We start from the raw sequence: 24,526 nt of genomic DNA, 5'->3' as shown, positions 1-24,526 counted from the left end.
AGGAGTCTGTCCGTCTCACACCGATGGAGTTTTCATGACCACGTTCCTGACTTTCGATCTCGCCGGCGTTGCCGTGGAAGCCGGTGCGCCGGCGCCGGAAAAAGTGATCTCCGGCACGCCGCAGTTCCGCACCTGGAACATCGATGAAGCGGAAGGCGGCGTTTATTCAGGCATCTGGGAGGCGACGCCCGGCAAATGGCATGTCTCCTACGACGAATGGGAGTATTTCCACGTCATGGAAGGCCATTCTGTGCTGACGGAGGAGGGCGGCGAGCCGATTCACCTTAGGGCAGGCAGCCGGCTGATCGTCAAGCCCGGCTTCAAGGGAACCTGGGAAGTGCTTGAAACGACTCGCAAGGATTACGTGATCCGGCTTTAAGCCCGGCCGCATAAGCGGCAGGGCTTTCCGCGGAGCCGGCTTACCAGCTGAGGTCGAGCCGGTCGAGACCGTGGAAATGGTAGACGTCCTTGACCGTCGGCGTACCCGCAAGCTTCAGTCCCGGCAGGCGTCCGAACAGGATCGGCAGGGCGATGTTCAGTTCGAGCCGGGCAAGCGGCGCGCCGATGCAGAAATGGATGCCGGCGCCAAACGACAGGTTCGGCGCTTCCTTGCGGTCCGGCTTGAAGGTCAGCGGATCGGAAAATTTCTGCGGATCGAGATTGGCGGCTGCGAGGATCAGGCTCGCCGTGTCGCCGCGCTTGAAGCTGATGCCGTCCAGTTCCGCATCCTCCAGGGCATAACGCTGGAAGATGTGCACCGGGGCGCAGATGCGCAGCGATTCTTCCACCGTGCGCTCGGTGCTCTGGTCGTCGGCAAACAGCTTGGCCGGATCGTAACCGCTTTCGAGGATGACTTTGACGGAATTGCCGATCTGGTGCACCGTCGCCTCGTGGCCGGCATTCAGCAGCACGATCGTCGTCGAGATCAGTTCGTCGTCGGTGAGATATTGCCCCTTGTGCTCCGTATGGATCATGTGGCTCAGCAGGTCGTCCTGCGGATCGGCGCGGCGCTTGGCGATCATGCTGCGCACGTAGTCGGCAAATTCTTTTGCAGCCTGGTCGGCGGCGTATTCATCGGCCTGCGTGCGCCCGAACATGTACATGCGGACATAGGCGTGCGACCACTTGAGCAGCTGCGGCCCCATGTCTTCGGGGATGCCGATCATCCTTGCGATCATCGTGACCGGAATGACGTCGGCAAAGGCCGACAACAGTTCTACCTCGCCGTCTTTCTCGAACCGGTCGATCAGGGCATGCGACAGGGCGGCGATTTCCGGCTTCATCTTTTCCACGTGCCGCGACACGAAGGCGCGATTGACCAGCGTGCGCAGGCGGGTGTGGTCCGGCGGCTCCAGTTCCAGCAGCGAATAGGCCTCGGCGGCATCGAAGTGCCGCGTGTGCGGCAGCGGCGCCGGCATGCCGAGCTCTTCTCGCGTGGCGATATGCAGGATCTGCCGGCCGAAGCGGCGGTCGCGCAGAAGGGTGTTCACATGGTCGTAGCCGGTGAAGAACCATTTGCGCTGCTGCTGCCAGTAAAAGGTGGGACATTGCGCGTGCAACGCGGCATAGACCCGGTTCGGATCAGAATAGAATGCGGGGTCCCGGCCGTCGAGCGAGACGTGTCGCGTGGCGGGATCGATGGAGAGCAGGGAGGGGGAGATAGACATGATCGCCATCCCTAGCGGATTTCAACGTCGGGTTAAAGAGGTCCGTTTCGGCCGGTCGGAGGTGCTGACGGGGTTTGCCGCTGCCGCGACCCGCTGCAGTGCTGCCACCTGGGCGTCCGTATCCATTGCCGGTTCGTCGGCGGCCTCGGCGTTGGCGGATGCGACGACCACACGGTTCCGGCCGGCATTTTTTGCACCATAGAGAGCCTTGTCGGCATCGCGGATCATCATGTCGATCGTCGCTTCCTTGGCCGCGCAGAGCATCAGGCCGGTGCTGACGGTGGCGGAAACGCTGCCGCCGGCACACAGGATCGGAAAGGCGCCAAGTTCGGTTCGGATGCTCTCCGCCAGGCGTTTGGCCTCGGCAATGGTATCGACCGGCATCACCGCTGCGAATTCCTCGCCGCCGAGTCGCCCGAATGCGCCGCACCCGGCCATCTTCTGCGTCACCAGGCGCGAGAAGGCGATCAGAACCTCGTCGCCGGCCTGGTGGCCGTAGCGGTCGTTGATCTGCTTGAAATGGTCGAGATCGAAAAGCAGAAGCGCCAGTTGCCGGTTGGCGCGTTCGGCCTCCGACCGGACGGAGGCAAAACGGCCGAAAAAGCCGCGCCGGTTCAGGACGCCGGTCAGCATGTCGGCGGCGGCAAGGTCGCGGAGCCGCTGCTCGGAGCGCTCGATCAACATCTTGGCACCGAACATCACGCTCAGCACGACGGTCAGGGCGGCAGTGAAGCCGGTCAGGGGAGCCGTGCTGACCTCCTGCAATGTAGAGGCGGGACGCATGATCATCTGTACGCTGACGATCAGGGAAACGGCAGCCTGAATGGAAAAAATGACGGCAAGGGAACGTCTCGTCCGCAGTTTGCCGATACCCGGCAGCCACAAGGAGAGCGTGAGAAGGAGACAGCCGCTGGCCGAGGCGATGCTGTACAGGCTGACGCGGTAACCCAGGTTCTCGCGGATGGCGGGAACGAACATGCCGCAGATCCAGATCGCTGTCGGCAGCACTGCGATCGGCCGGATGTCCCGGCCATCGATGCTGCGCACGCCGGAAACGCCGAAGGCATAAGATGTCAAGGCGAGCGCATTGGCGATTTCGATCGAGAGAAAATCGGGAATCATTCCGCGTGCGGCGACGAGCAGCACGCCGAGGGCATGCGCCGTGAACGCGGCGCTCCAGAGAATGTAAGCCCTGGCGCCCCGGTCATGGAGCCACGCGAACAGCAAGATCGCGGAAAGGGCAAGGGCTTCTACCGACCAGAAAATCAGGCCGGTCTTTACGTCTATCACCGTCCTTGGCCTCCCATGGCGTGCGGTTCACCCTAGGACTACTTGCCAGTGCTTAAATTCCTGTTGCGATAAGACACTGATTTTTTGAGCGTTCGGGAGATTTTTTCTGCCACGTATCGGCACGTTTCCCGCAAGGCCCGGCCTGTAGCGTCGCCGCTTCATACATCCTTCACCCTAGCACCACGAAAACATGGGGGTATCCCTTGCCATAACTGGGAATTAATGTCGCACCTGCCACAAAGCGCGCATGCGTCGCCTGCGTCGGCAGGCAGGCGGAGGTGGGGTTTAACGATAAAGACGGCTCCGTCTTGAAGTGCGGGGCGTGGACACTCTATGTAAGGGTTGACACAGTTTCCAAATGATTCCTTTTGCGGCGGGCCGCTGCGGGAAAGAGCATACAAAGGATGTACATGAGCAATCCAGTCGATACCGCCATGGCGTTGGTGCCAATGGTTGTTGAGCAGACGAACCGCGGCGAACGGTCGTACGATATCTATTCTCGCCTGCTGAAAGAGCGCATCATCTTCTTGACCGGCCCGGTCGAGGATCACGTGGCGACGCTCGTCTGCGCCCAGCTTCTTTTCCTCGAGGCCGAAAATCCGAAGAAGGAAATCGCGCTCTACATCAATTCTCCTGGCGGCGTCGTGACATCAGGCATGGCGATCTACGATACGATGCAGTTCATCAAGCCTGCCGTTTCGACGCTGTGCATCGGCCAGGCCGCTTCCATGGGCTCGCTGCTTCTCGCCGCCGGCCACAAGGACATGCGTTTCGCCACGCCGAATGCCCGCATCATGGTGCACCAGCCGTCGGGCGGTTTCCAGGGCCAGGCGTCCGATATCGAGCGTCACGCCCGCGACATCCTCAAGATGAAGCGCCGCCTCAACGAGGTTTACGTGAAGCACACCGGCCGCACCTACGACGAAGTCGACCAGACGCTTGATCGTGACCATTTCATGGATTCCGACGAAGCTCTGAAGTGGGGCCTGATCGACAAGGTTCTGACGTCGCGCGTCGAACTCGAAGGCGATTCGGCCTGAGTTTTGCATAGGAAATGCGTCCCGGCCGCCACAGTTCTATCCCATTTGTGATGAATGGGTGGGTTTAAACTGGCGGTAGGGGCTGTAATAGTACCTATTAATGCTATGTTGAATTTTTATGACATAGCATCGTGTTCGGTGGGTGCTGATTGTCGCTGGATATGGGTCGTGCGGTGTTGCCCGGTCCGACGAACAGTCTCCCTGATAGCTCTTGGCCGGCGACTTCGAACGAGGTTTCGCCGGCGAGCGGTAGAGTGGACCGCGCTTCGCGACAGGCGAAGCGACGGCGTGCTGGAAGGAAAGTGATATGAGCAAGGTCAGCGGCAACAACGGGGGGGACTCGAAGAATACCCTCTATTGTTCATTCTGCGGCAAGAGCCAGCACGAAGTCCGGAAACTGATCGCCGGACCGACCGTGTTCATCTGCGATGAATGCGTCGAATTGTGCATGGATATCATCCGCGAGGAAAACAAATCCTCGATGGTCAAGTCCCGCGACGGCGTTCCCACGCCCCAGGACATCATCAAGGTTCTCGACGAGTATGTCATCGGCCAGAAGCAGGCCAAGCGCATTCTCTCCGTGGCGGTTCACAACCATTACAAGCGTCTCGCCCATGCCTCCAAGGGCGGCGACGTCGAACTGGCGAAGTCGAACATCATGCTCGTCGGCCCGACCGGCTGCGGCAAGACCTATCTCGCCCAGACGCTCGCCCGCATCATCGACGTGCCGTTCACCATGGCTGACGCGACGACGCTGACCGAAGCCGGTTATGTCGGTGAAGACGTCGAAAACATCATCCTGAAGCTCTTGCAGGCTGCCGACTACAACGTCGAGCGGGCGCAGCGCGGCATCGTCTACATCGACGAAGTCGACAAGATCTCCCGCAAGTCCGACAACCCGTCGATCACCCGCGACGTGTCGGGCGAAGGTGTGCAGCAGGCCCTGCTGAAGATCATGGAAGGCACCGTCGCTTCGGTTCCGCCGCAGGGCGGCCGCAAGCATCCGCAGCAGGAATTCCTGCAGGTGGACACGACGAACATCCTGTTCATCTGCGGCGGCGCTTTCGCCGGCCTCGACAAGATCATCTCCGCCCGTGGCGAGAAGACCTCGATCGGCTTTGGCGCGACGGTTAAGTCACCGGAAGATCGCCGCGTCGGCGAGGTCCTGCGCGAGCTGGAGCCGGAAGACCTGGTCAAGTTCGGCCTCATCCCGGAATTCATCGGCCGTCTGCCGGTTCTGGCGACGCTCGAAGATCTCGACGAGGATGCGCTGATCCAGATCCTGTCCGAGCCGAAGAATGCGCTCGTCAAGCAGTACCAGCGCCTGTTCGAGATGGAAGACGTCGAACTGACCTTCCACGAGGATGCGCTCCGCGAAATCGCCAAGAAGGCGATCATCCGCAAGACCGGTGCACGCGGCCTGCGCTCGATCATGGAAAAGATCCTGCTCGACACCATGTTCGAACTGCCGGAACTGGAAGGCGTCCGCGAAGTGGTCATCTCCGAAGACGTGGTGCGCGGCAATGCCCGTCCGCTCTACATCTACGCGGAACGCCACGAAGAGAAGGCGAACGCTTCGGCCTGATCGTAGCGGCCCCTGCGGTCGTAACGGCCATATGCAATGAAATCGAAAGGGTCTGCTGGTGCAGGCCCTTTTTCTTTGCCGTGCCCGTCCTTTTCGTGGTGCTCGCTTCCGCGAGATGCTAGTCTCGCAAGACTGTGCCGAGTCAGGCGGTTGAAGTGCCGGGGGTTTCGCTGTTTATAATGAAGGGCTAAAATTGATTGTCTTTCAGTCGCTCCCGTAAGCCACGCGACAGGTTTTATGCGTAATTTGTAATTTGCGTTCCCGTTGTAAAATGACTGTCACAATAACCGGGAGAGAGCCGGGCGAGCCTTGAAAAGAGGGCAGCCACACTCCACCTGTAAGCGGACAGAATTTTGCCGAAGCGGTTTCAAACATTCGGCAAAGCAGCCCGGAAACGGGGCTATGGAAAGGAAATGATAATGACGAAAAAAGCGTCTGTCGCCAAGGAAAGCGCCGCCTACCCGGTCTTGCCTCTGCGTGACATCGTAGTGTTCCCGCACATGATCGTGCCGCTGTTCGTCGGCCGCGAGAAGTCGATCCGCGCCCTTGAAGAGGTGATGGGATCCGACAAGCAGATCATGCTCGTGACGCAGATCAATGCCAGCGATGACGATCCGTCGCCTTCCGAAATCTACAAGATCGGCACGGTCGCCAATGTGCTGCAGCTGCTGAAACTGCCCGACGGCACCGTCAAGGTTCTCGTCGAAGGCCGCGCCCGCGCCACCATCGAGGGTTACAGCGAACGCGAAGAATTTTACGAAGCCAATGCCCAGGTTCTCGAAGAGCCGGAAGACGATCCGGTCGAGATCGAGGCGCTGGCCCGGTCGGTCGTGTCCGAGTTCGAGAGCTATGTGAAGCTCAACAAGAAGATCTCCCCGGAAGTGGTTGGCGCCGCCAGCCAGATCGAGGACTATTCGAAGCTCGCCGATACGGTTGCCTCGCACCTCTCCATCAAGATCACCGAGAAGCAGGAAATGCTGGAAACCACCAGCATCAAGGGCCGCCTGGAAAAGGCGCTCGGCTTCATGGAAGGCGAGATCTCCGTCCTGCAGGTCGAGAAGCGCATCCGCTCGCGTGTCAAGCGCCAGATGGAGAAGACCCAGCGCGAATACTACCTGAATGAGCAGATGAAGGCGATCCAGAAGGAACTCGGCGACGGCGAAGACGGCCGCGACGAGATGGCCGAACTGGAAGAGCGCATCTCCAAGACCAAGCTCTCCAAGGAAGCCCGTGAAAAGGCCGATGCCGAGCTGAAGAAGCTGCGCAGCATGAGCCCGATGTCGGCGGAAGCCACGGTCGTGCGCAACTACCTCGATTGGCTGCTCGGCATTCCGTGGGGCAAGAAGTCGAAGATCAAGACCAACCTCAACAACGCCGAGAAGGTGCTTGAGCTGGATCACTTCGGCCTCGACAAGGTCAAGGAGCGCATCGTCGAGTATCTCGCCGTCCAGGCGCGTGCGACAAAGATCAAGGGCCCGATCCTGTGCCTCGTCGGCCCTCCGGGCGTCGGCAAGACCTCGCTCGCCAAGTCGATCGCCAAGGCGACCGGCCGTGAGTATGTCCGCATGGCACTCGGCGGCGTCCGTGACGAAGCCGAAATCCGCGGTCACCGCCGCACCTATATCGGCTCGATGCCCGGCAAGGTCGTCCAGTCGATGAAGAAGGCGAAGAAGTCCAACCCGCTCTTCCTGCTCGACGAAATCGACAAGATGGGCATGGATTTCCGTGGCGACCCGTCGTCCGCTCTCCTGGAGGTGCTGGATCCGGAACAGAACTCGACCTTCATGGACCACTACCTGGAAGTCGAATACGACCTGTCGGACGTCATGTTCGTGACGACGGCCAATACGCTGAACATCCCGGCGCCCTTGATGGACCGCATGGAAATCATCCGTATTGCCGGCTACACCGAGGAAGAGAAGAAGGAAATCGCCAAGCGGCACCTGCTGCCGAAGGCCATCAAGGAGCACGCGCTGCAGCCGCATGAGTTTTCGGTCAGCGACGATGCGCTCATGGCGGTCATCCAGCAGTATACCCGCGAAGCCGGTGTCCGCAGCTTCGAACGCGAACTGATGAAGCTCGCCCGCAAGGCGGTGACCGAGATCATCAAGGGCAAGACGAAGTCGGTCGAGGTCACGGCGGCGAACATCCACGACTACCTCGGCGTTCCGCGCTTCCGCCACGGCGAAGCCGAGCGTGAAGATCAGGTCGGTGTCGTTACCGGTCTCGCCTGGACGGAAGTCGGCGGCGAGCTTTTGACCATCGAAGGCGTCATGATGCCGGGCAAGGGTCGCATGACCGTTACCGGCAACCTGAAGGAGGTCATGAAGGAATCGATCTCGGCTGCGGCGTCTTACGTCCGCTCCCGCGCCGTCGATTTCGGCATCGAGCCGCCGCGCTTCGACAAGTCGGACATCCACGTGCACGTGCCGGAAGGCGCGACGCCGAAGGACGGTCCGTCGGCCGGTGTCGCCATGGCTACCGCCATCGTCTCGATCATGACCGGCATCCCGGTCTCCAAGGACGTGGCGATGACGGGCGAAATCACGCTGCGTGGTCGCGTCCTGCCGATCGGTGGCCTGAAGGAAAAGTTGCTCGCGGCCCTGCGCGGCGGCATCAAGAAGGTGCTGATCCCGGAAGAGAACGCAAAGGACCTGGCCGACATTCCGGACAACGTCAAGAACAGCATGGAGATCATTCCCGTGTCGCGCATGGGTGAGGTTCTCCAGCATGCCTTGACCCGAGTGCCCGAGCCGATCGAGTGGGACGGCGTTGTCGAGACCCCTGTCATCGCCACCGTCGAAGGCGCCGATGATGGCCAGGTAATCGCGCATTGACGGCCATTTGGCCACACTAATGCCAAAATGGCACCAAAACCGCAGAAGGCCGGCATTTTTGCCGGCCTTTTTTTGTGAAAAATAACCGGATGTGCTTGCTTTTCAGGGTTTTGCGGGGCTTTAGAGTTGCGGCGCGCCGATGCTTGGCTATTCTGCGCGCCCTTATACCCAAGACGTTTCAACCAACCAGAAAGGGGTGGAAACATGAACAAGAATGAACTCGTAGCCGCAGTCGCCGAAAAGGCAGGGCTGACCAAGGCTGACGCGACTTCCGCCATCGACGCTGTTTTCGAAACCGTGCAGGCTGAACTCAAGAAGGGTGGCGATCTGCGCCTCGCGGGTTTTGGCAGCTTTACCGTTTCCCGTCGCGAAGCATCGAAGGGCCGCAATCCCTCGACCGGTGCTGAAGTCGACATTCCGGCACGCAACGTGCCGAAGTTCACGGCCGGCAAGGGCCTGAAGGACGCTGTCAACAGCTGATAGATTTGCAGGTATCGGCAGAGGCGGCCATGCGAGCCGTCTTCCGGACATCCTGAAAACGCTCAAGAAGGCCCGAAGGAACCGCCTCGGGCCTTTTTCTATTGGCGCCGCATTCTTGCCGCACCTGTCATCCCCCTGTCATGTGCGTCACGCAAAAGCCTCCCGTTCCCTTTCACGGAAACAGGAGGTTTCCCCTATGACGATCCGTTTTTCCCATGCGGCCCTGACGGCTGCGCTGCTGGCATCGGTCGCCGTTCCGGCAAGTGCCGAGCAGGTTTTCAATCGTATTTCTTCCTTTGCCGTTGCCAACAACATTCCCGCCGATGCCGACAAGGCAGCCGCGACGTCTGCTGAAATCATCACCGCCACCGAAGACGGCAATACGCTGATCTATTCCGACAGCCCGTTCAAGGCGATCGGCTTCATCGACATCACCGACGCCAAGGCTCCGAAGGCCGGCGGTTCGCTGCAGATGGGCGGCGAGCCGACCTCCGTGACTGTCGCCGGCGCCAAGGCGCTCGTTGCCGTCAACACTTCCGAAAGCAAGCAGAAGCCGTCCGGCAAGCTCTCCATCGTCGACATCGCGACGCAGAAGGAAGAAGCAAGCTGCGATCTCGGCGGCCAGCCGGACTCGATCGCGCTGTCGCATGACAAGACCTTTGCTGCCATCGCCATCGAAAACGAGCGCGACGAAGACCTGAACGACGGCGTGCTGCCGCAGATGCCGGCCGGTGATCTCGTGATCGTCCAGGTCAAGGACGGCGTTGTCGATTGCGGTTCGCTCAAGCACATCACCCTGACGGGCCTGACCGAGGTTGCACCGGAAGATCCGGAACCCGAATTCGTTTCCATCAACGACAACGGCGAAATCGCCCTGACACTGCAGGAAAACAACCACATCGTCATCATCGACGGCAAGACCGGCGACGTGAAGAGCCATTTCTCGGCCGGTGCGGTCGACCTGACCGGTATCGATACCAAGAGCAACGGCGCCCTGAAGTTTACCGACACGCAGGAAGGCCGCAAGCGCGAGCCCGACGCCGTCAAGTGGCTCGACAACGACCGTATCGTCGTCGCCAACGAAGGTGACTACGAAGGCGGCTCGCGCGGTTTCACCATCTTCGACAAGACCGGCAAGGTTCTTTACGAAGCCGGCAGCAGCTTCGAGCATGCGATCGCCCAGATCGGCCACTATCCGGAGAAGCGTTCGAAGGCGAAGGGCGTCGAGCCTGAAGGCCTGGAAGTCGGCATCTTCGGCGGCCAGAAGTATTTCTTCGTTCTCGCCGAGCGCGCTTCGATCGTCGGCGTCTACAAGGATACCGGCGCCGAGCCTGTCCTGACCCAGCTGCTGCCGTCGGGCATTTCTCCGGAAGGCGCCGTCGCCATCCCGGGCCGTAACCTGCTGGCAACTGCCAACGAAGTCGATCTCGGCGAAGACGGCGGCGCTCGCTCGCACGTCATGCTCTATGAGTTTGCCGAAGGTGAGAAGGCTTATCCGATGCTGCAGTCGTCGATCGTCGACGGTGCGCCGATCGGTTGGGGCGCGCTCTCCGGCCTCGTCGGCGACGCGGAGAAGGACGGCATCCTTTATGCCGTCAGCGACTCGGTGTACGGCATGCAGCCGTCGATCTTCACCATCGACGCCACGAAGAAGCCGGCCGAAATTACCAACGTCCTCTACGTCAAGCGCGATGGCCAGCCGGCCCAGAAGCTCGACATCGAAGGTATCACGCTGGATGGCAAGGGCGGCTACTGGCTGGCGTCGGAAGGCAACAGCGAAAAGCTGCTGCCGCACGCCCTCTACAACGTCAACGCCAAGGGCGAGATCAAGCAGGAAATCGCTCTCCCGGCTGAGCTGCTGCAGGGCGAGACCCGTTTCGGCTTCGAAGGCGTCGCCGCGATCGGTTCGGGCGACGACCTGACCCTGTGGCTGGCTGTTCAGCGCGAATGGGGCAAGAGCGAGAAGGGCTTCACCAAGCTCGTCTCGTACAAGCCCGCTTCGAAGGAGTGGGGCGCCGTGCACTATCCGCTCGAAAAGACGGAAAGCGGCTGGGTTGGTCTCTCCGAGATCACCGCCCATGGCGATTACGTCTACATTATCGAGCGTGACAACCTGATCGGCGACGCTGCCAAGCTGAAGAAGCTCTACCGCGTTGCCATCGCCGACCTCAAGGCTGCCCCGATCGGTGGCGAACTGCCGGTCGTTGCCAAGCATGAAGCCCACGACTTCATCCCGGACCTGAAGTCTGCCACCAACGGCTACGTCGTCGACAAGCTTGAAGGCTTCACCTTCGACAAGAGCGGCAAGGCCTATGCCGTGACCGATAACGACGGCGTTGACGACTCCTCGGGCGAGACGCTGTTCTTCCCGGTCAACCTGCAGGGCACCAACTAAGATCGTTGCGAACAGGCAATGGAAAGGCCCGGCGTTTTCGACGCCGGGCCTGTTTTGTTTTTGGCTTATGGTTTTCGCGGGTGAGGCAGCGTTACGCGCTCCGCTGCTACCAGCGATGATGCACATGCGGCGCGATCAGCCGTGCATAGATGTCCTTGGCGGCAGCCATCACGTCGGCGGAGAGCGGCGCAAGGTCGCTTGCTGCCGCATTCGCCTTTGCCTGCTCGGCATTGCGCGCACCCGGAATGACGACCGTCACTGCTTCGTTCGTCAGGATCCACTTGAGCGCGAAGGCCGCCATGCTGGCACCGGCGGGCACCAGCTTGCGCACCTCTTCCACCGCCTGCAGGCCGACTTCGAAGGGCACGCCGGCAAAGGTCTCGCCGACATCGAAGGCTTCGCCGTTGCGGTTGAAGTTGCGGTGGTCGTCGCTGGCGAACGCCGTTTCGCGGGTGATCTTGCCCGACAGCAAGCCGCTTGCCAGCGGCACGCGGGCGATCACCGCGACGTTCTTGCGCTTCGCTTCCTTGAAGAACAGGTCGGCGGGGCGCTGGCGGAAGATGTTGTAGATGATTTGGATGCTGACGACGCCCGGAAACTCGATCGCCTTCAGGGCTTCTTCGGCCTTTTCGACGCTGACGCCATAACCCTTGATCTTGCCGGCTTTCTGCAATTCCTCAAGACCGGCAAAAACCTCCTGGCGATAGAGAACCTCGGTCGGCGGGCAATGCAGCTGCACCAGGTCGAGGCTGTCGACGGCAAGATTCTTGAGGCTGCGGTCGATGAAGGCTTCGAGATTGGTCTTGGTGTAGCCGTCGGCGACATGCGGGGCGAGCCGGCGGCCGGCCTTGGTGGCCACCATCGGCCGCTCGCCGCCACGCGCTTTTAGAACGTCGGCGATGATCTTCTCGGAGCGTCCGTCGCCATAGACGTCGGCGGTGTCGATGAAGGTCATGCCGGCGTCGAGGGCGGCATTGAGTGCGGCGCGGCCGTCCGCCTCGCTGACGTTGCCCCAGGCGCCACCGATCTGCCATGCGCCGAAGCCGATATCGCTGACCGTGAAGGGCATGCGGCCGAATGCGTGATGTCTCATCGCTATCTCCCTGTGTTTCTGGATTTCGAGCAGCTATGGCACGGTCGATATGAAAATCCCACAGGATAGCGGTTCTTCCCCATATCTTTCGGCAGGGTTATTTCCTAAATGGAAACGATCCGATCGTTGCACGAGAGCTGATGACGTCTTTCCGTTTTATCCATGCTGCAGACCTGCACCTCGGCAGCCCTTTCCAGGGGCTGGCCCTGAAGGACGCGGAGATCGCCGCTCTGTTCGTCGAAGCGAGCCGCAAGGCTTTTTCCACGCTTGTTTCCCGCGCGCTTGCGGAAAGCGTCGATTTCTTCGTCATTGCCGGCGACGTTTATGACGGCGACTGGAAGGACAACAAGATCGGCCTGTTCTTCAACCGCGAAATGGCGCGGCTGGAGCGCGCCGGCATCCCCGTCTATCTGCTGCGTGGCAACCACGATGCCGAAAGCGTCATCACCAAGACGATCACGCTGCCGCGCAACGTGCACGAATTCTCGACGACCAAACCGCAGAGCTTCCGTATCGAGGCATTGAAGGTGGCGCTGCACGGCCAGGGGTTTGCCAACCGCTTCGCTCACGACAATCTCGTGCTGGCCTATCCGCAGCCGGTCCCGGGCTGGTTCAACATCGGCGTGCTGCATACCTCGCTCACCGGCCGCGAGCCGCATGAACCCTATGCGCCGTGTTCGGTGGACGATCTCCGGTCGCGCGGCTACGATTACTGGGCGCTCGGCCATGTGCACGATTACGAAGTGGTGGCCACCGATCCGGTCGTCATCTTTCCCGGCAATCTGCAGGGCAGGAGCATTCGCGAACGCGGCGCCAAGGGCGCGGTGTTCGTAAGCGTCGAGGATGGCCGGGTCGCCCATGAACGGCTCATCGTCGATGAAGCGCGTTTTGCCGAGCTGGACGTCGCCGTCGCAGCCGAGGACAATCTGGCGGCGATCCTGCGTCGCATCGAGCTGTCGGTGGATCCCGTCGTCGCCGGGATGGACGGCAAGCCGCTGGCGTTGCGCGTCCGTCTTTCCGGCGAAAGCCTGATACAGGGCGAACTGCTTGCCCGGCGACAGGACGTCCGCGACGAAGTACAGGCAGCCTGCCATCGCGGCCACGAGGAAATCTGGCTGGAGAAGCTGGAACTGCGGCTGGAAACGCCGAAAACGGCGGTGGCCACCGATCACGGCATGCTCGATCTGGAAGAATTGTTGCCCGAAGATGTTGCGCCTGCGGAATTGCTGGCCGCCGCCGAAGCGCTGATCGGCGAGATCACCGCCAAGCTGCCGGGCGGCACTGCCGCGGCCGAGTTGCCGCTCGATGTGTCCGCGGCCGAACTCCTGGCCGAGGCACGCGAGCTTTTGAAGGCACGCGCCGGCGGCGGAGGACTTTGAGATGCGGTTCGAACGCCTGGATATCCTGCGCTACGGGGCGCTGACCGACCGTTCGCTGACCTTCCGGCCCGATGCCGGGTTGCATGTGATTTATGGGCCGAACGAGGCAGGAAAATCCTCCGCCTTGTCGGCGATTGGCGACCTGCTGTTCGGTTTTCCGCGGGCGACAGCACACTACAGTTTTCTGCACGATGCAGCGCAGTTGCGCATCGGTGCCACGCTTTGCGCCCGCAACGGGGAAACTCTCGGTTTCCGCCGTCGCCGCGGCAGCCGCAACACGCTTCTCTCCGGCGACGACAAGGAAAGCCCGCTGCGGGAGGATGCGCTGGCGCCGTTCCTCGGCACCCTGAACCGCGAGATCTTCAAACGTGCTTTCGGCCTCGACACAGCGGATCTGCGCGACGGCGGCACTGCCATGCTGCAAAGCGGCGGCGAGATCGGCACCCTGTTGTTTTCCGCCGCTTCCGGCCTGCTCGGCTTGACGCGGCTTCGGCAGTCGCTGGAGAACGAGGCCGGTGGGATTTTCGGTCAACGCAAGAAGCAGGACCACAGTTTTTACCAGGCGACCGACCGACACGACCAGGCCCGGCGCGCCGAACGGGAAAATGAGCTGAAGTCTGGTGACTGGAAGCGGCTTGTCACCGAAGCTGAACAGCTGGACGGCGAGATTGCCGCACTGCAATCCGACCGCAAGAAGACCAAGACCGAACTGGAGCGCCTGCGGGCGCTGAAAAAACTGCAGCCGTTGATCGTCGACATCGACGGCGAATTGCAGGAGCTTGCCGCCTTTGGCGATCTCGCCGGCCTGCCGGCGGATTTCGCCGAAGATCTTGCCGAGGCCCTGCATGCGCATGCCGTGCTTGCCGGCGAGGTGCGCAAGGCCGAGGAGGATACGGGCCGTCTCGGCGACGAGATCCGCCAGATCCATGTCGAACCCGCCGTCCTTGAGGCCGCAGCGGAAATTACCAACCTGTTTGCCGAGACCGGTCGCTATTCGGCAGCCATGCGGGACCTGCCGGCGATCGATCGCGAAGTCGGCACCTATGATGCGACACTGACCCAGCTCGCGCGCCGGCTTGGACTGGAGAGCGCTGCCGAACTGGAAAAGCGCCAGCCTTCCGACGCCGATCTTGTCCGCATGCGCCGGCTTGTCGAGGAAGGCCAGGCATTGTCGCGGGGCCGCGCCGACCTGCAGCGCCGGGAGGCGGAGGAGCGCGAGCGTCTGGCCGCGCTGGATGTCGAGGGCGACGGTGGCCGGCTGATCGATCCGAAACCCTATCTCGACCAGCTCGGGGCCTTGTCTACGGATATCTCCGATATCGCACGCGGCGACGTTCTGCGGGTGCAGGCGGAGCGGGCAGAAGAAAACCTGCGTGCGGCGGCCTTGCGTCTGCGGCCGCCTGTGCGGGATCTGGCGGCGGTGCTGGCGGCACCGTTGCCGGACATCGCAACCCTGACAGCGCAACGCAACGCCATCGAGGCCGCAACGCTGGCCCGCAACAGCGCGGCGGAAAAGGCAACCGCGCTCGAGGCGGAAGCTGCCGAGATTGCAGAGCGCCTGCGCGAGGCGGAACGGGACGGACCCGTGGTCACCCGTGAGCAGATTGCCGCGGCCCGTGATCGACGCGATGGCCGCCTGGCTGCGCTGGGCGAGGGGCGTTCTCCATCGGCGGATGAGCTGACGGTGCTGAGCGGCCTCGTGACCCATGCCGATCAACTGGCCGATACGGCGCTGACCCACGCCGACCGGCTGTCGCGCCATGCGGAAAACAGGCTGCACCAGAACCGTATCGAACACCGGCTTGCCGAAGCGCGGGAGCGCCTCGACGTGGTCGGGGAGGCTTTGGCGCGGGCGCAACAAAGTTTTTCCGAGATCATCGAGAGCTCCGGGCTGGCTGTTCACGGTCTGGCTTTTCCCGATCCTGCCGCTGCAATGGAATGGCGCCGGGCCATCGATGGGCTTGTCAAGGAACGTGTCGGCATCGATCCGCTGCGGGACCAGCTTGCGGCAATCGAGTTGAAGCAGAGCCGCGTCGAACCGGCGCTGACGGCGATTGCCGATGCCCTGGGCATCGATGCTGCGCGCCTGCCGGTGGGCGCGCTGTCGCAGGCCATTGGTCGTCATCTCGATGGGCTTTCCGAACGCTGGTCGCAAAGCCGCACCCGCGAAGGCGAACGCAACGCCGCCCGCCAGCGCCTGGAACGGCTGACGACGCAGGCCGCCGATGTCGCTTTGCAATTGCAGGCATGGCAGGCCGCCTTTGCCGCCGCCGCGCCCGCCATCGGCCTTGCGGCACAGGTTGCCGAGATAGGTGGCTCTGCTGCTATCGACATGGCGGTCGCGACGCTGGAGGCGTGGAAATCGCTGCCGGAAACCTTGCTGGAGCGGGAAAACCGCCGCCGCCGCGTTGCCGGCATGCGGCGCGACATCCGGGACTATGAAGACAAGGTGGCTGCGATTGCCGTCGCCGTCGACCCGTCGCTTGAACATGTCGGTGCCGACCTGGCGATTGAAAACCTGCACGAAATGGCCATCGCCGCCCGCAACGCCTCCCAGAAGCGCAAGATTCTTGGCCGCGCGCTGACGGATGCGGAGCTTCGCCTGCAACGCGCCCGCGAGGCGTTCTCTGAAGGGGAGATGCGCCTCTCGGCACTGGCGCAGCGCCTGCCGGAACAGGCCGATGCCGAAACGGCGCTTGGTCGCCTGAAAGATCGCGCCCGACTGGCTGAACGCCTGCGCGAATGCCGTTCGCGGTTTCTGGCGCAGGCAGAAGGTCGCAGCGAAACCGATGTCCGCGCCGCTCTGGATAGTTTCGACCGCATCAAGGCGGAACTGGATATCGAAACCTTGACCGAGGCGGAAAACGGCCAGTTTGAACGTCACGGCGAACTCGTCGCCCGCCAGACGCAGAATCGCAAGGAGCGCGAAGCGCTGGAAACCGGTGTCAGCGCTGAATATGCCGTGTTTGAAAAACTCTCGGCGGAAACCGAGGCGAAAGATCTGGCACGCCAGTGGGTGGTGCTGAAACTCGCCGCCGGCCTGTTGGCCCATTCGATGGAGGGTTATCGCGAACGCCATGCCGATCCGGTGATGCAACGCGCCGGCGCGCATTTTTCGGTGCTGACCGGCGGGCGATTCTCGCGGCTGGTGCAGGACTACGACGAGAAGGATGAGCTGCATCTGCTGGCAGAGCGTGCCGGCGGCGAAAAAGTGCCGCTGGATGGCCTGAGCGAAGGCACCGGCGACCAGTTGTTCCTCGCCCTGCGCCTGGCATTCCTGGAGGATTACGCCAGCCGCAATGAACCGGCGCCGCTGATCGTCGACGACATTTTCCAGACCTTCGACGACGAACGCACCTCGTCCGGCCTCAAGGCGCTGGTGGCGACGAGCGGGACCTTCCAGACGATTCTCTTCACGCACCAGAAAAGTGTCGTCGACCTGGCGCGGCAGGAGCTTGCCGGCGCAGCCGACATCATCACGCTGTAAACTGTGCTGCCTTTGGAACATTTCCGCTGTTCTTCGAATCGCGAAAACGCTCCGCCCTTTTGTTCGAACGCAATTCCAGCAAAACCGCTGCGCACTTTTGCTGGAATTGCTTTATGGTCGCTTGTCGAAGATTGTCTCGCGTCGTGCGACGGGGAAAAGATAGCGGCCCATGCGGGAGGAAATCATCACCGTGCCGTCCGCCATGCGTGTCATGCGGTCGCTGGCGCGCACGACCTTCTCGCCGGGCGTTTCGCCGATGTCGACATCGTAGGTGAACCGGGCCGTGTCGCCTTTGACGCGGATCATCGCCTTGCCGTTGATGCAGGTGCAGGTGGCGATGTAGCGGCCGGCTTCGACCTTGCTGATCCGCCAGATGCCACGGCGTCGTTCGCCATCTTCATAGACATAGTCCTCGCGCAGCAGCAGGGCCTGGTTCGACCATTGGCCGCTCATGCTGCCGCTGAAACGGCGTTCCCCACCGGCTAATCCGGACAGGTTGCCATGGACGGCGGTGCGCCCGACGAAAAAGTCTTCCAGCTGGAATTCCTGGGCGACAACGGGAAAGGCGAGGGAAGACAAGGCGGAAAAAACAAGCAGAACGCGGATGAGCTGACGCATCGCCGAAGACCCCTGTGATGGCGTATCGGTACAATAACGGATGGCATCCCGCTTGGTTGCGCCGCCGCGTGAAAAATCGCGCGGCGGCGATGACGATCACCACTCGGCGACGCTGCCGTCGGCGTGGCGCCAGATCGGGTTGCGCCAGCGGTGGCCTTCCTTGGCGCGCTCGATAACATAGGCCTCATCCACCTCGACGCCGAGGCCCGGGCCCTGGGGGATCGAGACGAAACCGTCGGCATACTTGAACACCTCCTTGTTGGAGATGTAGTCGAGGATGTCGTTGCCCTTGTTGTAGTGGATGCCGAGGCTCTGTTCCTGGATGAAGGCATTGTAGGAAACGGCATCGACCTGCAGGCAGGCGGCGAGCGCGATGGGTCCCAACGGGCAATGCGGGGCGATTGCCACGTCGTAGGCTTCCGCCATGGTGGCGATCTTGCGGCATTCGGTGATGCCGCCGGCGTGGCTGAGATCCGGCTGCAGGATATCGACGTAACCCTCTGACAGGATTCGCTTGAAGTCCCAGCGCGAGAACAGCCGTTCGCCGAGCGCGATCGGCGTCGAGCAATGGTTGGCGATCTCCTTCAGCGCCTCGTAATTTTCCGAAAGCACCGGCTCCTCGATGAACATCAGCTTGTAGGGTTCGAGTTCCTTGGCGAGAACCTTGGCCATCGGCTTGTGCACCCGGCCATGGAAATCGACGCCGATGCCGATATGCGCGCCGATCGCCTCGCGGATGATGGCGATGGTCTCGACCGCTTTTTCGACCTTTTCGTTGGTATCGACGATCTGCATTTCTTCGCAGCCGTTGAGCTTGATCGCCTTGAAGCCGCGGGCGACGACCTCGCGGGCATTGTTGGCGACGTCGGAGGGGCGGTCGCCGCCGATCCAGGAATAGACCTTGATCTTGTCGCGCACCTGGCCGCCCAGCAAGGCATGGATCGGCTGGCCGAGCGCCTTGCCCTTGATGTCCCAGAGCGCCTGGTCGATGCCGGAGATTGCCGACATGTGGATGGCGCCGCCGCGGTAGAAGCCGCCGCGATACATCACCTGCCAGTGGTCCTCGATCAGCATCGGGTCCTTGCCGATCAGGTAGTCGGCGAGTTCGTGCACGGCAGCTTCCGTGGTCAATGCCCGGCCTTCGACGACCGGTTCGCCCCAGCCGGTGATGCCTTCATCCGTCTCGATCTTCAGGAACAGCCAGCGCGGCGGGACGATATAGGTGGTCAGCTTCGTGATTTTCATGGATCAGGCTTTCTGTGGGCAAAATGGAAACGAGATGCCGGCCGCGATCAAACCGCCGCGGCCGCGGCATCCCGGTGATGCTTGAGGGCCGCCGCGAGGTCGCGGGCGGCAAGGTCGAGCATGCGGCTGGAACAGTCGCGCGCTGCCGCCTTGTCGCGCAGCCGCAAAGCTTCGACGAGCTGGCGGTGCACGTCGACGGCTTCGTCGCGCTTCTCCACCGCTTCGTTGGACGCGTGCAGCGAAAATTTCAGCGCCGCATGGATGATCGCCGAAAGCTGGCGGAAGACCTGGTTGTGGCTGGCCTTCAACAGCGTCGTGTGGAAGGCGACGTCGGCTTCGGTAAAACCGTTGATGTCGCCTTCGACGTCGCGCATCTGCTGCCAGGCGTGTTCGAGGTCGGCAATCTCCTGCGCGGTCGCCCGTTCGGCCGCAAGTTCGGCGGCATAAGGTTCGATGGCGCGGCGGGCTTCGAGAATGCAGCCGAGCAGGTTGAAATCCATGATGCGTGGGCCGATCCACTCCAGCACCTGCTGGTCGAGGATGTTCCAGTCGTCCTTGTCCGCGACGATGGTGCCGATGCGTGGCCGGCCGCGAACCATGCCCTTCGATTCGAGAATTTTCAACGATTCGCGAATGACGGTGCGGCTGACACCATAACGGTCGCACAGGTCGTTTTCGCGCGGCAGCGGGCTGCCGGCAGGATAGATTTCCTCGCAGATTTCCAGCGCGATCGCGGCGGTGATGTTCTTTTGCACGCGGGGCCGTTTCGCCGGTTTCTCCGTGCCGGTGGTCTCCCGCAAGTTCACTCCTGATTCCACCCTTCGTCTCTCCATCCCCGATCGAAGCAACCGTATGCCGGTTACTGCGATCGTTATCCCAAAAACCGATGCAAGGCGACAGCCGCCGAAGCGGCTCCTCCACAATCATATGACTTGAATACATCAATCATCATACACAGGCAATTGACTGGTATGATGATTTATCTTATCCAATGATCACTGCAAGGGAGCAGTCCAATTAGGGAGAGAGACAATGCGCTTTTTCAAAGCCGCCATCCTGGCGGGTACCGTTGCCGTGATCGCCGCAACGTCGGCCTTTGCTGCCGACGTCAAGATCGGCTTCGTCGTCAAGCAGCCGGAAGAGCCCTGGTTCCAGGACGAATGGAAGTTCGCTGAAGTCGCCGCCAAGGAAAAAGGCTTCACGCTGGTGAAGATCGGCGCCGAAGACGGCGAAAAAGTCCAGTCGGCCATCGACAACCTCGGTGCGCAGGGCGCCCAGGGCTTCATCATCTGCACCCCGGACGTCAAGCTCGGCCCCGGCATCGTCGCCAAGGCGGAAGCCAACCAACTGAAGCTGATGACCGTTGACGACCGCCTGGTCGGCGCCGACGGCAATCCGCTCGAAGACGTTGCCCATATGGGCATCTCGGCCACCAAGATCGGCGAGGCCGTCGGCCAGGCGATCTCCGACGAGGTCAAGAAGCGCGGCTGGAACCCGGCTGAAGTCGGCGTCATCCGCGTGTCCTACGACCAGCTTCCGACCGCCGTCGACCGTGTCGAAGGTGCGCTCTCGGTGCTGAAGGCCAACGGCTTTGCTGCCGCGAACATCTTCGACGCGCCGCAGGCGAAGACCGATACGGAAGCCGCCCTCAACGCCTCGACCACGGTTCTCAACAAGAATGCCGGTATCAAGCAGTGGGTTGCCGTCGGCCTGAACGACGAAGCCGTGCTCGGCGCCGTGCGTGCGACCGAAAGCGTCGGCATTGCCGCTGAAAACGTCGTTGGCGTCGGCATCGGCGGTGCGGACTCGGCCATCAACGAGTTCAAGAAGCCGACCGCGACCGGTTTCTTCGGCACGGTGATCATCTCGCCGAAGCGTCATGGTTATGAAACCGCGCTCAACATGTACGAGTGGATCGCCAACGGCAAGGAGCCGGAAAAGCTGATCCTGACCGCCGGCCAGCTTGCCCTGCGCGACGACTACCAGGCGGTTCGCAAGGACCTCGGCATCGAATAACATCCTCCCAGGATGTGAATGGTCCGGCGGCTCGTTTCCCGAGCCGCCGGATGACGATTGGCCGGACGGATCAGATCATGACGGATTTTCTTCAATTCAACGGGATCTCCAAGGGATATCCCGGGGTTCAGGCGCTTTCGGACGTCTCTTTTTCGGTGCGCAAGGGCGCCGTGCACGGGTTGATGGGCGAAAACGGTGCGGGCAAATCGACGCTGATCCGCCTGCTTTCGGGCGACCAGTCGGCCGATGCCGGCGAGATTCGCATCGACGGCCAGCCCCAGAACTATTCTTCTGTTCGCGACGCGTTTCAGGCAGGTGTCATCGTCATCCACCAGGAACTGCAGCTTGTTCCGGAACTGACGGTCGCCGAAAACCTCTGGCTCGGCCGCTTCCCGGGCAAGGGCGGCGTCATCAACAGCCGGACCCTGATCGAAACGGTGCGGCAGAAGCTTGCCGATATCGGCATCGATGTCGATCCTTCCACCAAGGTCGGCCAGCTCTCGATCGGCGAGCGCCAGATGGTGGAGATCGCCAAGGCCGTCATGCTGGACGCCCGCGTCATCGCGCTCGATGAGCCGACCTCGTCACTCTCCTCGCGCGAAAGCGAAATTCTCTTTTCCCTCATCGCCAAACTCAAGGCGAAGGGCACGATCATCCTTTACGTCTCCCATCGCCTCGACGAGATCTTTCGGCTCTGCGACAGCCTGACCGTGCTGCGCGACGGCAAGCTGGCTGCCCATCATTCCGATATCGGCCAGGTGACGCGTGACCAGATCATCTCCGAGATGGTCGGGCGCGAGATCAGCAACATCTGGGGCTACAAGCCGCGCGAAGCTGGTGCCGTGCGCCTCAAGGTGCGCGAGCTCTCGGGTTCGAAACTGCCGGTGCCGATCAGCTTCGACGTCCGCGCCGGCGAAATCCTCGGCTTCTTCGGCCTGATCGGGGCAGGGCGCAGCGAAATGACCCGGCTGGTCTACGGTGCCGACAATCGCCGCAGCGGTTCGGTCGAGGTGGATGGCGTCAAGGTGGCCGCCGACAGCCCGCCGCAATCGATCCGTGCCGGCATGGTGCTCTGCCCGGAAGACCGCAAGCATGACGGCATCGTGCAGGGGCGCTCGATCGAGGAAAACATCGCGATTTCATCACGCCGGCATTTCTCGCCCTTCGGCATCCTCAGCCCGCGCAAGGAGGCCGATCTTGCCGATACCTTCATTGCCAAGCTGAAGGTGCGCACGCCGTCGCGCAAGCAGGACATCATCAACCTCTCCGGCGGCAACCAGCAGAAGGTCATCCTCGGCCGCTGGCTGTCGGAACAGGGCGTCAAGGTGCTGATCATCGACGAGCCGACGCGTGGTATCGATGTCGGCGCCAAGTCCGAAATCTACGAAATTCTCTACGACCTCGCTGCCGGCGGCATGGCGATCGTGGTCATATCGAGCGAGCTTCCCGAGGTCATGGGCATCACCGACCGGATCATGGTCATGTGCCAGGGCCGGGTCGCTGCCGATATTCCGCGTGCCGAATTCGACGAGCGCCGCATCCTGGCGGCCGCTCTGCCCGATACGTCCCCCGTTGCCGCCGCCCAATCCTGACAAAGGTGTTTCGACGATGTCCTCTCTCAAAAAACTTCTTCTCGGCGAACAAGGCCTGGTCGTCATCTTTGCGCTTGCCTTCGTCATCGTGTCGCTGACCGTCCCGAACTTCCTGACAGAGCGCAACATGCTTGGCCTGCTGCAATCGGTGGTCACCATCGGTATCGTTGCCTGCACCATGATGTTCTGCCTGGCCTCGCGGGATTTCGACCTGTCGGTCGGCTCGACGGTTGCCTTTTCCGGCATGGTGGCGGTCATGGCGTCGAATGCCACCGGCTCGATCATCCTCGGCCTGCTGGCCGCGCTTGTCTGCGGCGGCGTGGTCGGCCTGATCAACGGCGTCGTCATCGCCCGATTCCGCATCAACGCGCTGATCACCACGCTGGCGACCATGCAGATCGTCCGCGGCTTTGCGCTGATCGCCTCGGATGGCCGCGCTGTCGGCATCAACGATCCGGCTTTCTATCAGCTCGCCCTGTCGAAATTTCTCGGCGTTCCGACGCCGATCTGGATCATGATCGCCCTGTTCGTCGTCTTCGGCTTCGTGCTCAACCGCACCGTCTTCGGCAAGAACACGCTGGCCATCGGCGGCAATCCGGAAGCCTCGCGGCTCGCCGGCGTCAACGTCATCAACATGCGCATCTGGATCTTTGCTTTGCAGGGCCTCGTCTGCGCCATCGCCGGCGTGCTGCTCGCCTCGCGCATCACCTCGGGTCAGCCGAATGCCGCTACGGGACTGGAACTTTCCGTCATCTCCGCCTGCGTTCTGGGTGGCGTGTCGCTAGCCGGCGGCCGGGCGGCAATGACCGGCGTCATCGTCGGCGTGCTGATCATGGGCATTGCCGAAAACGTCATGAACCTGCTCAACATACAGGCCTTCTATCAATATGTCGTGCGCGGCCTGATCCTGCTGATCGCCGTCCTGCTCGACAACCTGCGCTCCACCGCCGTCGGCCGTCGCGGCTGACGGTCGGCGCGGTCAACGAAAGCTTGGGGAGAAGACCATGGCCGAGCGGCTGAATGGCAAACGCATCCTGATCACCGGCGCGGCCCAGGGCATCGGCCTGGCCATGGCCGAAGCGTTTTCCCGTGAGGGCGCGCATCTCTTCCTCGTCGATCGCGACGGCGTCCTGTTGCAACAGGCGGCGGAGCGGTTGCGGGAAAAGGGTGCGACGCTCGGTTTCATGGCCGGCGACATCGCCGATCTGCTCGCCATGCGCGCCGCGGTCCAGCAGGCGGATCGCGAGATCGGCATGCTGAACGCGCTGGTCAACAATGCCGGCGTCAACGTCTTCGCCGAACCGCTGCAGACCACCGATGAGGAATGGCAGCGCTGCTTCGACATCAATCTCAAGGGCGCGTGGAACTGTTGCAAGGCGGTGCTTCCGGGGCTGATCGAGCAGGGCGGCGGCGTCATCCTCAACATCGCCTCGACGCATGCCTTCACCATCATTCCGCACACCTTTCCGTACCCGCTGGCCAAACATGCGCTGCTGGGGCTCACCAAGTCGCTCGGTCTGGAGTACGCCTCGAAAAATGTCCGCGTGAATGCGCTGGCACCCGGCTATGTCGCGACGCAGAAGGTGATCGACTACTGGAACAGTTTTGAAGACCCGGCAGCGGCAAAGGCGGAAACCATGCGCCTGCATCCCGGCGGCCGCATCGCCACGCCGGAAGAAATCGCGCTTGCCGCCGTCTTCATGATCTCCGACGAGTGCCCGTTCATGAATGCCACCTGCCTGACCATCGATGGCGGCCTGAGTGTGCAGCAGCATCCGGTGTAATCGCCGGGCTGTACGAGG

The 24,526-nt window shown here is 62.0% G+C and carries 18 protein-coding genes; 12 read left to right on the top strand and 6 right to left on the bottom strand.

Features of this window, described 5'->3' with window-relative positions:
* Positions 1–34: 34 nt before the first annotated feature.
* Positions 35–379 (top strand): cupin domain-containing protein, encoded by a 345-nt coding sequence (locus ACSQ3I_RS19320; protein ID WP_436001622.1) that lies wholly within the window; start codon positions 35–37, stop codon positions 377–379.
* Positions 380–419: 40 nt separating this feature from the next.
* On the opposite strand, the gene ACSQ3I_RS19315 is transcribed toward ACSQ3I_RS19320, so the two are convergent.
* Together ACSQ3I_RS19315 and ACSQ3I_RS19310 are read right to left on the bottom strand one after the other, a co-directional pair.
* Positions 420–1,667, bottom strand: coding sequence for a cytochrome P450 (locus ACSQ3I_RS19315; RefSeq protein WP_436001621.1), 1,248 nt, complete (start codon positions 1,665–1,667; stop codon positions 420–422).
* 21 nt (positions 1,668–1,688) lie between these two features.
* Positions 1,689–2,957 (bottom strand): GGDEF domain-containing protein, encoded by a 1,269-nt coding sequence (locus ACSQ3I_RS19310; protein WP_436001620.1) that lies wholly within the window; start codon positions 2,955–2,957, stop codon positions 1,689–1,691.
* Between the two features lie 410 nt (positions 2,958–3,367).
* On the opposite strand from ACSQ3I_RS19310, the gene ACSQ3I_RS19305 reads away from it, so the two are divergent.
* The 5 genes from ACSQ3I_RS19305 to ACSQ3I_RS19285 all read left to right on the top strand — a co-directional run bounded on the left by ACSQ3I_RS19305 (position 3,368) and on the right by ACSQ3I_RS19285 (position 11,294).
* Positions 3,368–3,997, top strand: a complete 630-nt coding sequence (locus ACSQ3I_RS19305) for an ATP-dependent Clp protease proteolytic subunit (protein ID WP_436001619.1) — start codon at positions 3,368–3,370, stop codon at positions 3,995–3,997.
* A gap of 307 nt (positions 3,998–4,304) precedes the next feature.
* Entirely contained in the window at positions 4,305–5,582 is a 1,278-nt protein-coding gene (clpX, locus tag ACSQ3I_RS19300; RefSeq protein WP_436001618.1) for an ATP-dependent Clp protease ATP-binding subunit ClpX, read from the top strand.
* A 419-nt stretch (positions 5,583–6,001) separates the two neighbouring features.
* Positions 6,002–8,419: an endopeptidase La gene (lon, locus tag ACSQ3I_RS19295; RefSeq protein WP_436001617.1), complete on the top strand. Its 2,418-nt coding sequence runs from the start codon at positions 6,002–6,004 to the stop codon at positions 8,417–8,419.
* 204 nt (positions 8,420–8,623) lie between these two features.
* On the top strand, positions 8,624–8,899 hold the full coding sequence (hupB, locus tag ACSQ3I_RS19290) for a DNA-binding protein HupB (protein ID WP_109462106.1): 276 nt from the start codon (positions 8,624–8,626) through the stop codon (positions 8,897–8,899).
* 196 nt (positions 8,900–9,095) lie between these two features.
* Entirely contained in the window at positions 9,096–11,294 is a 2,199-nt protein-coding gene (locus ACSQ3I_RS19285) for an esterase-like activity of phytase family protein (RefSeq protein WP_436001616.1), read from the top strand.
* 106 nt (positions 11,295–11,400) lie between these two features.
* Here the strand turns inward: ACSQ3I_RS19285 and ACSQ3I_RS19280 are convergent, their stop codons facing one another.
* The gene (locus ACSQ3I_RS19280) at positions 11,401–12,387 is read right to left on the bottom strand and encodes an aldo/keto reductase (protein ID WP_436001615.1); all 987 of its coding nucleotides are present in this window, start codon (positions 12,385–12,387) and stop codon (positions 11,401–11,403) included.
* A gap of 140 nt (positions 12,388–12,527) precedes the next feature.
* Here ACSQ3I_RS19280 and ACSQ3I_RS19275 point away from each other — a divergent pair, with 140 nt between their 5' ends.
* A complete protein-coding gene (locus tag ACSQ3I_RS19275) occupies positions 12,528–13,766 on the top strand; it encodes a metallophosphoesterase family protein (protein ID WP_436001614.1) in 1,239 nt (412 codons plus the stop codon).
* Between the two features lies 1 nt (position 13,767).
* Positions 13,768–17,253 carry an AAA family ATPase gene (locus tag ACSQ3I_RS19270; protein ID WP_436001613.1) on the top strand — a complete coding sequence of 1,162 codons (3,486 nt, stop codon included), beginning with the start codon at positions 13,768–13,770 and terminating at the stop codon, positions 17,251–17,253.
* Between the two features lie 111 nt (positions 17,254–17,364).
* Here ACSQ3I_RS19270 and ACSQ3I_RS19265 read toward each other — a convergent pair whose 3' ends face one another.
* From ACSQ3I_RS19265 to ACSQ3I_RS19255, 3 genes are all read right to left on the bottom strand, one after another.
* A complete protein-coding gene (locus tag ACSQ3I_RS19265; RefSeq protein ID WP_436001612.1) occupies positions 17,365–17,871 on the bottom strand; it encodes a DUF3833 family protein in 507 nt (168 codons plus the stop codon).
* A 96-nt stretch (positions 17,872–17,967) separates the two neighbouring features.
* Positions 17,968–19,116 carry a galactonate dehydratase gene (gene dgoD / locus ACSQ3I_RS19260; protein ID WP_436001611.1) on the bottom strand — a complete coding sequence of 383 codons (1,149 nt, stop codon included), beginning with the start codon at positions 19,114–19,116 and terminating at the stop codon, positions 17,968–17,970.
* 47 nt (positions 19,117–19,163) lie between these two features.
* The gene (locus ACSQ3I_RS19255; protein WP_436001610.1) at positions 19,164–19,949 is read right to left on the bottom strand and encodes a FadR/GntR family transcriptional regulator; all 786 of its coding nucleotides are present in this window, start codon (positions 19,947–19,949) and stop codon (positions 19,164–19,166) included.
* Between the two features lie 199 nt (positions 19,950–20,148).
* Between ACSQ3I_RS19255 and ACSQ3I_RS19250 the strand changes: the two genes are divergently transcribed.
* The 4 genes from ACSQ3I_RS19250 (at position 20,149) to ACSQ3I_RS19235 (ending at position 24,508) form a co-directional block, all read left to right on the top strand.
* Complete coding sequence (locus ACSQ3I_RS19250) at positions 20,149–21,132, top strand: arabinose ABC transporter substrate-binding protein (RefSeq protein ID WP_436001609.1); 984 nt, start codon at positions 20,149–20,151, stop codon at positions 21,130–21,132.
* 77 nt (positions 21,133–21,209) lie between these two features.
* Positions 21,210–22,724 carry an L-arabinose ABC transporter ATP-binding protein AraG gene (gene araG, locus ACSQ3I_RS19245; RefSeq protein ID WP_436001608.1) on the top strand — a complete coding sequence of 505 codons (1,515 nt, stop codon included), beginning with the start codon at positions 21,210–21,212 and terminating at the stop codon, positions 22,722–22,724.
* 16 nt (positions 22,725–22,740) lie between these two features.
* Positions 22,741–23,691 (top strand): L-arabinose ABC transporter permease AraH, encoded by a 951-nt coding sequence (gene araH, locus ACSQ3I_RS19240; RefSeq protein WP_436001607.1) that lies wholly within the window; start codon positions 22,741–22,743, stop codon positions 23,689–23,691.
* Positions 23,692–23,728: 37 nt separating this feature from the next.
* Positions 23,729–24,508 carry an SDR family oxidoreductase gene (locus ACSQ3I_RS19235; protein ID WP_436001606.1) on the top strand — a complete coding sequence of 260 codons (780 nt, stop codon included), beginning with the start codon at positions 23,729–23,731 and terminating at the stop codon, positions 24,506–24,508.
* Positions 24,509–24,526 lie beyond the last annotated feature (18 nt).

Origin of the sequence: Rhizobium sp. LjRoot30 (assembly GCF_964253915.1) — a bacterium.
GTDB lineage: Bacteria > Pseudomonadota > Alphaproteobacteria > Rhizobiales > Rhizobiaceae > Metarhizobium.
Note: the sequence above shows the minus strand (reverse complement) of the source record. Positions and strands in the feature narration are given on the sequence as shown.

What these genes read in the sequence shown, in the direction of transcription:
- ACSQ3I_RS19280 (WP_436001615.1), bottom strand. Translation starts at nt 12,387, where the DNA reads ATGAGACATCACGCATTCGGCCGCATGCCCTTCACGGTCAGCGATATC.
- ACSQ3I_RS19275 (WP_436001614.1), top strand. Translation starts at nt 12,528, where the DNA reads ATGACGTCTTTCCGTTTTATCCATGCTGCAGACCTGCACCTCGGCAGC.
- ACSQ3I_RS19305 (WP_436001619.1), top strand. Translation starts at nt 3,368, where the DNA reads ATGAGCAATCCAGTCGATACCGCCATGGCGTTGGTGCCAATGGTTGTT.
- ACSQ3I_RS19285 (WP_436001616.1), top strand. Translation starts at nt 9,096, where the DNA reads ATGACGATCCGTTTTTCCCATGCGGCCCTGACGGCTGCGCTGCTGGCA.
- ACSQ3I_RS19235 (WP_436001606.1), top strand. Translation starts at nt 23,729, where the DNA reads ATGGCCGAGCGGCTGAATGGCAAACGCATCCTGATCACCGGCGCGGCC.
- clpX (WP_436001618.1), top strand. Translation starts at nt 4,305, where the DNA reads ATGAGCAAGGTCAGCGGCAACAACGGGGGGGACTCGAAGAATACCCTC.
- ACSQ3I_RS19320 (WP_436001622.1), top strand. Translation starts at nt 35, where the DNA reads ATGACCACGTTCCTGACTTTCGATCTCGCCGGCGTTGCCGTGGAAGCC.
- ACSQ3I_RS19250 (WP_436001609.1), top strand. Translation starts at nt 20,149, where the DNA reads ATGCGCTTTTTCAAAGCCGCCATCCTGGCGGGTACCGTTGCCGTGATC.
- ACSQ3I_RS19270 (WP_436001613.1), top strand. Translation starts at nt 13,768, where the DNA reads ATGCGGTTCGAACGCCTGGATATCCTGCGCTACGGGGCGCTGACCGAC.
- araG (WP_436001608.1), top strand. Translation starts at nt 21,210, where the DNA reads ATGACGGATTTTCTTCAATTCAACGGGATCTCCAAGGGATATCCCGGG.
- hupB (WP_109462106.1), top strand. Translation starts at nt 8,624, where the DNA reads ATGAACAAGAATGAACTCGTAGCCGCAGTCGCCGAAAAGGCAGGGCTG.
- araH (WP_436001607.1), top strand. Translation starts at nt 22,741, where the DNA reads ATGTCCTCTCTCAAAAAACTTCTTCTCGGCGAACAAGGCCTGGTCGTC.
- ACSQ3I_RS19265 (WP_436001612.1), bottom strand. Translation starts at nt 17,871, where the DNA reads ATGCGTCAGCTCATCCGCGTTCTGCTTGTTTTTTCCGCCTTGTCTTCC.
- dgoD (WP_436001611.1), bottom strand. Translation starts at nt 19,116, where the DNA reads ATGAAAATCACGAAGCTGACCACCTATATCGTCCCGCCGCGCTGGCTG.
- ACSQ3I_RS19315 (WP_436001621.1), bottom strand. Translation starts at nt 1,667, where the DNA reads ATGTCTATCTCCCCCTCCCTGCTCTCCATCGATCCCGCCACGCGACAC.
- lon (WP_436001617.1), top strand. Translation starts at nt 6,002, where the DNA reads ATGACGAAAAAAGCGTCTGTCGCCAAGGAAAGCGCCGCCTACCCGGTC.
- ACSQ3I_RS19255 (WP_436001610.1), bottom strand. Translation starts at nt 19,949, where the DNA reads ATGGAGAGACGAAGGGTGGAATCAGGAGTGAACTTGCGGGAGACCACC.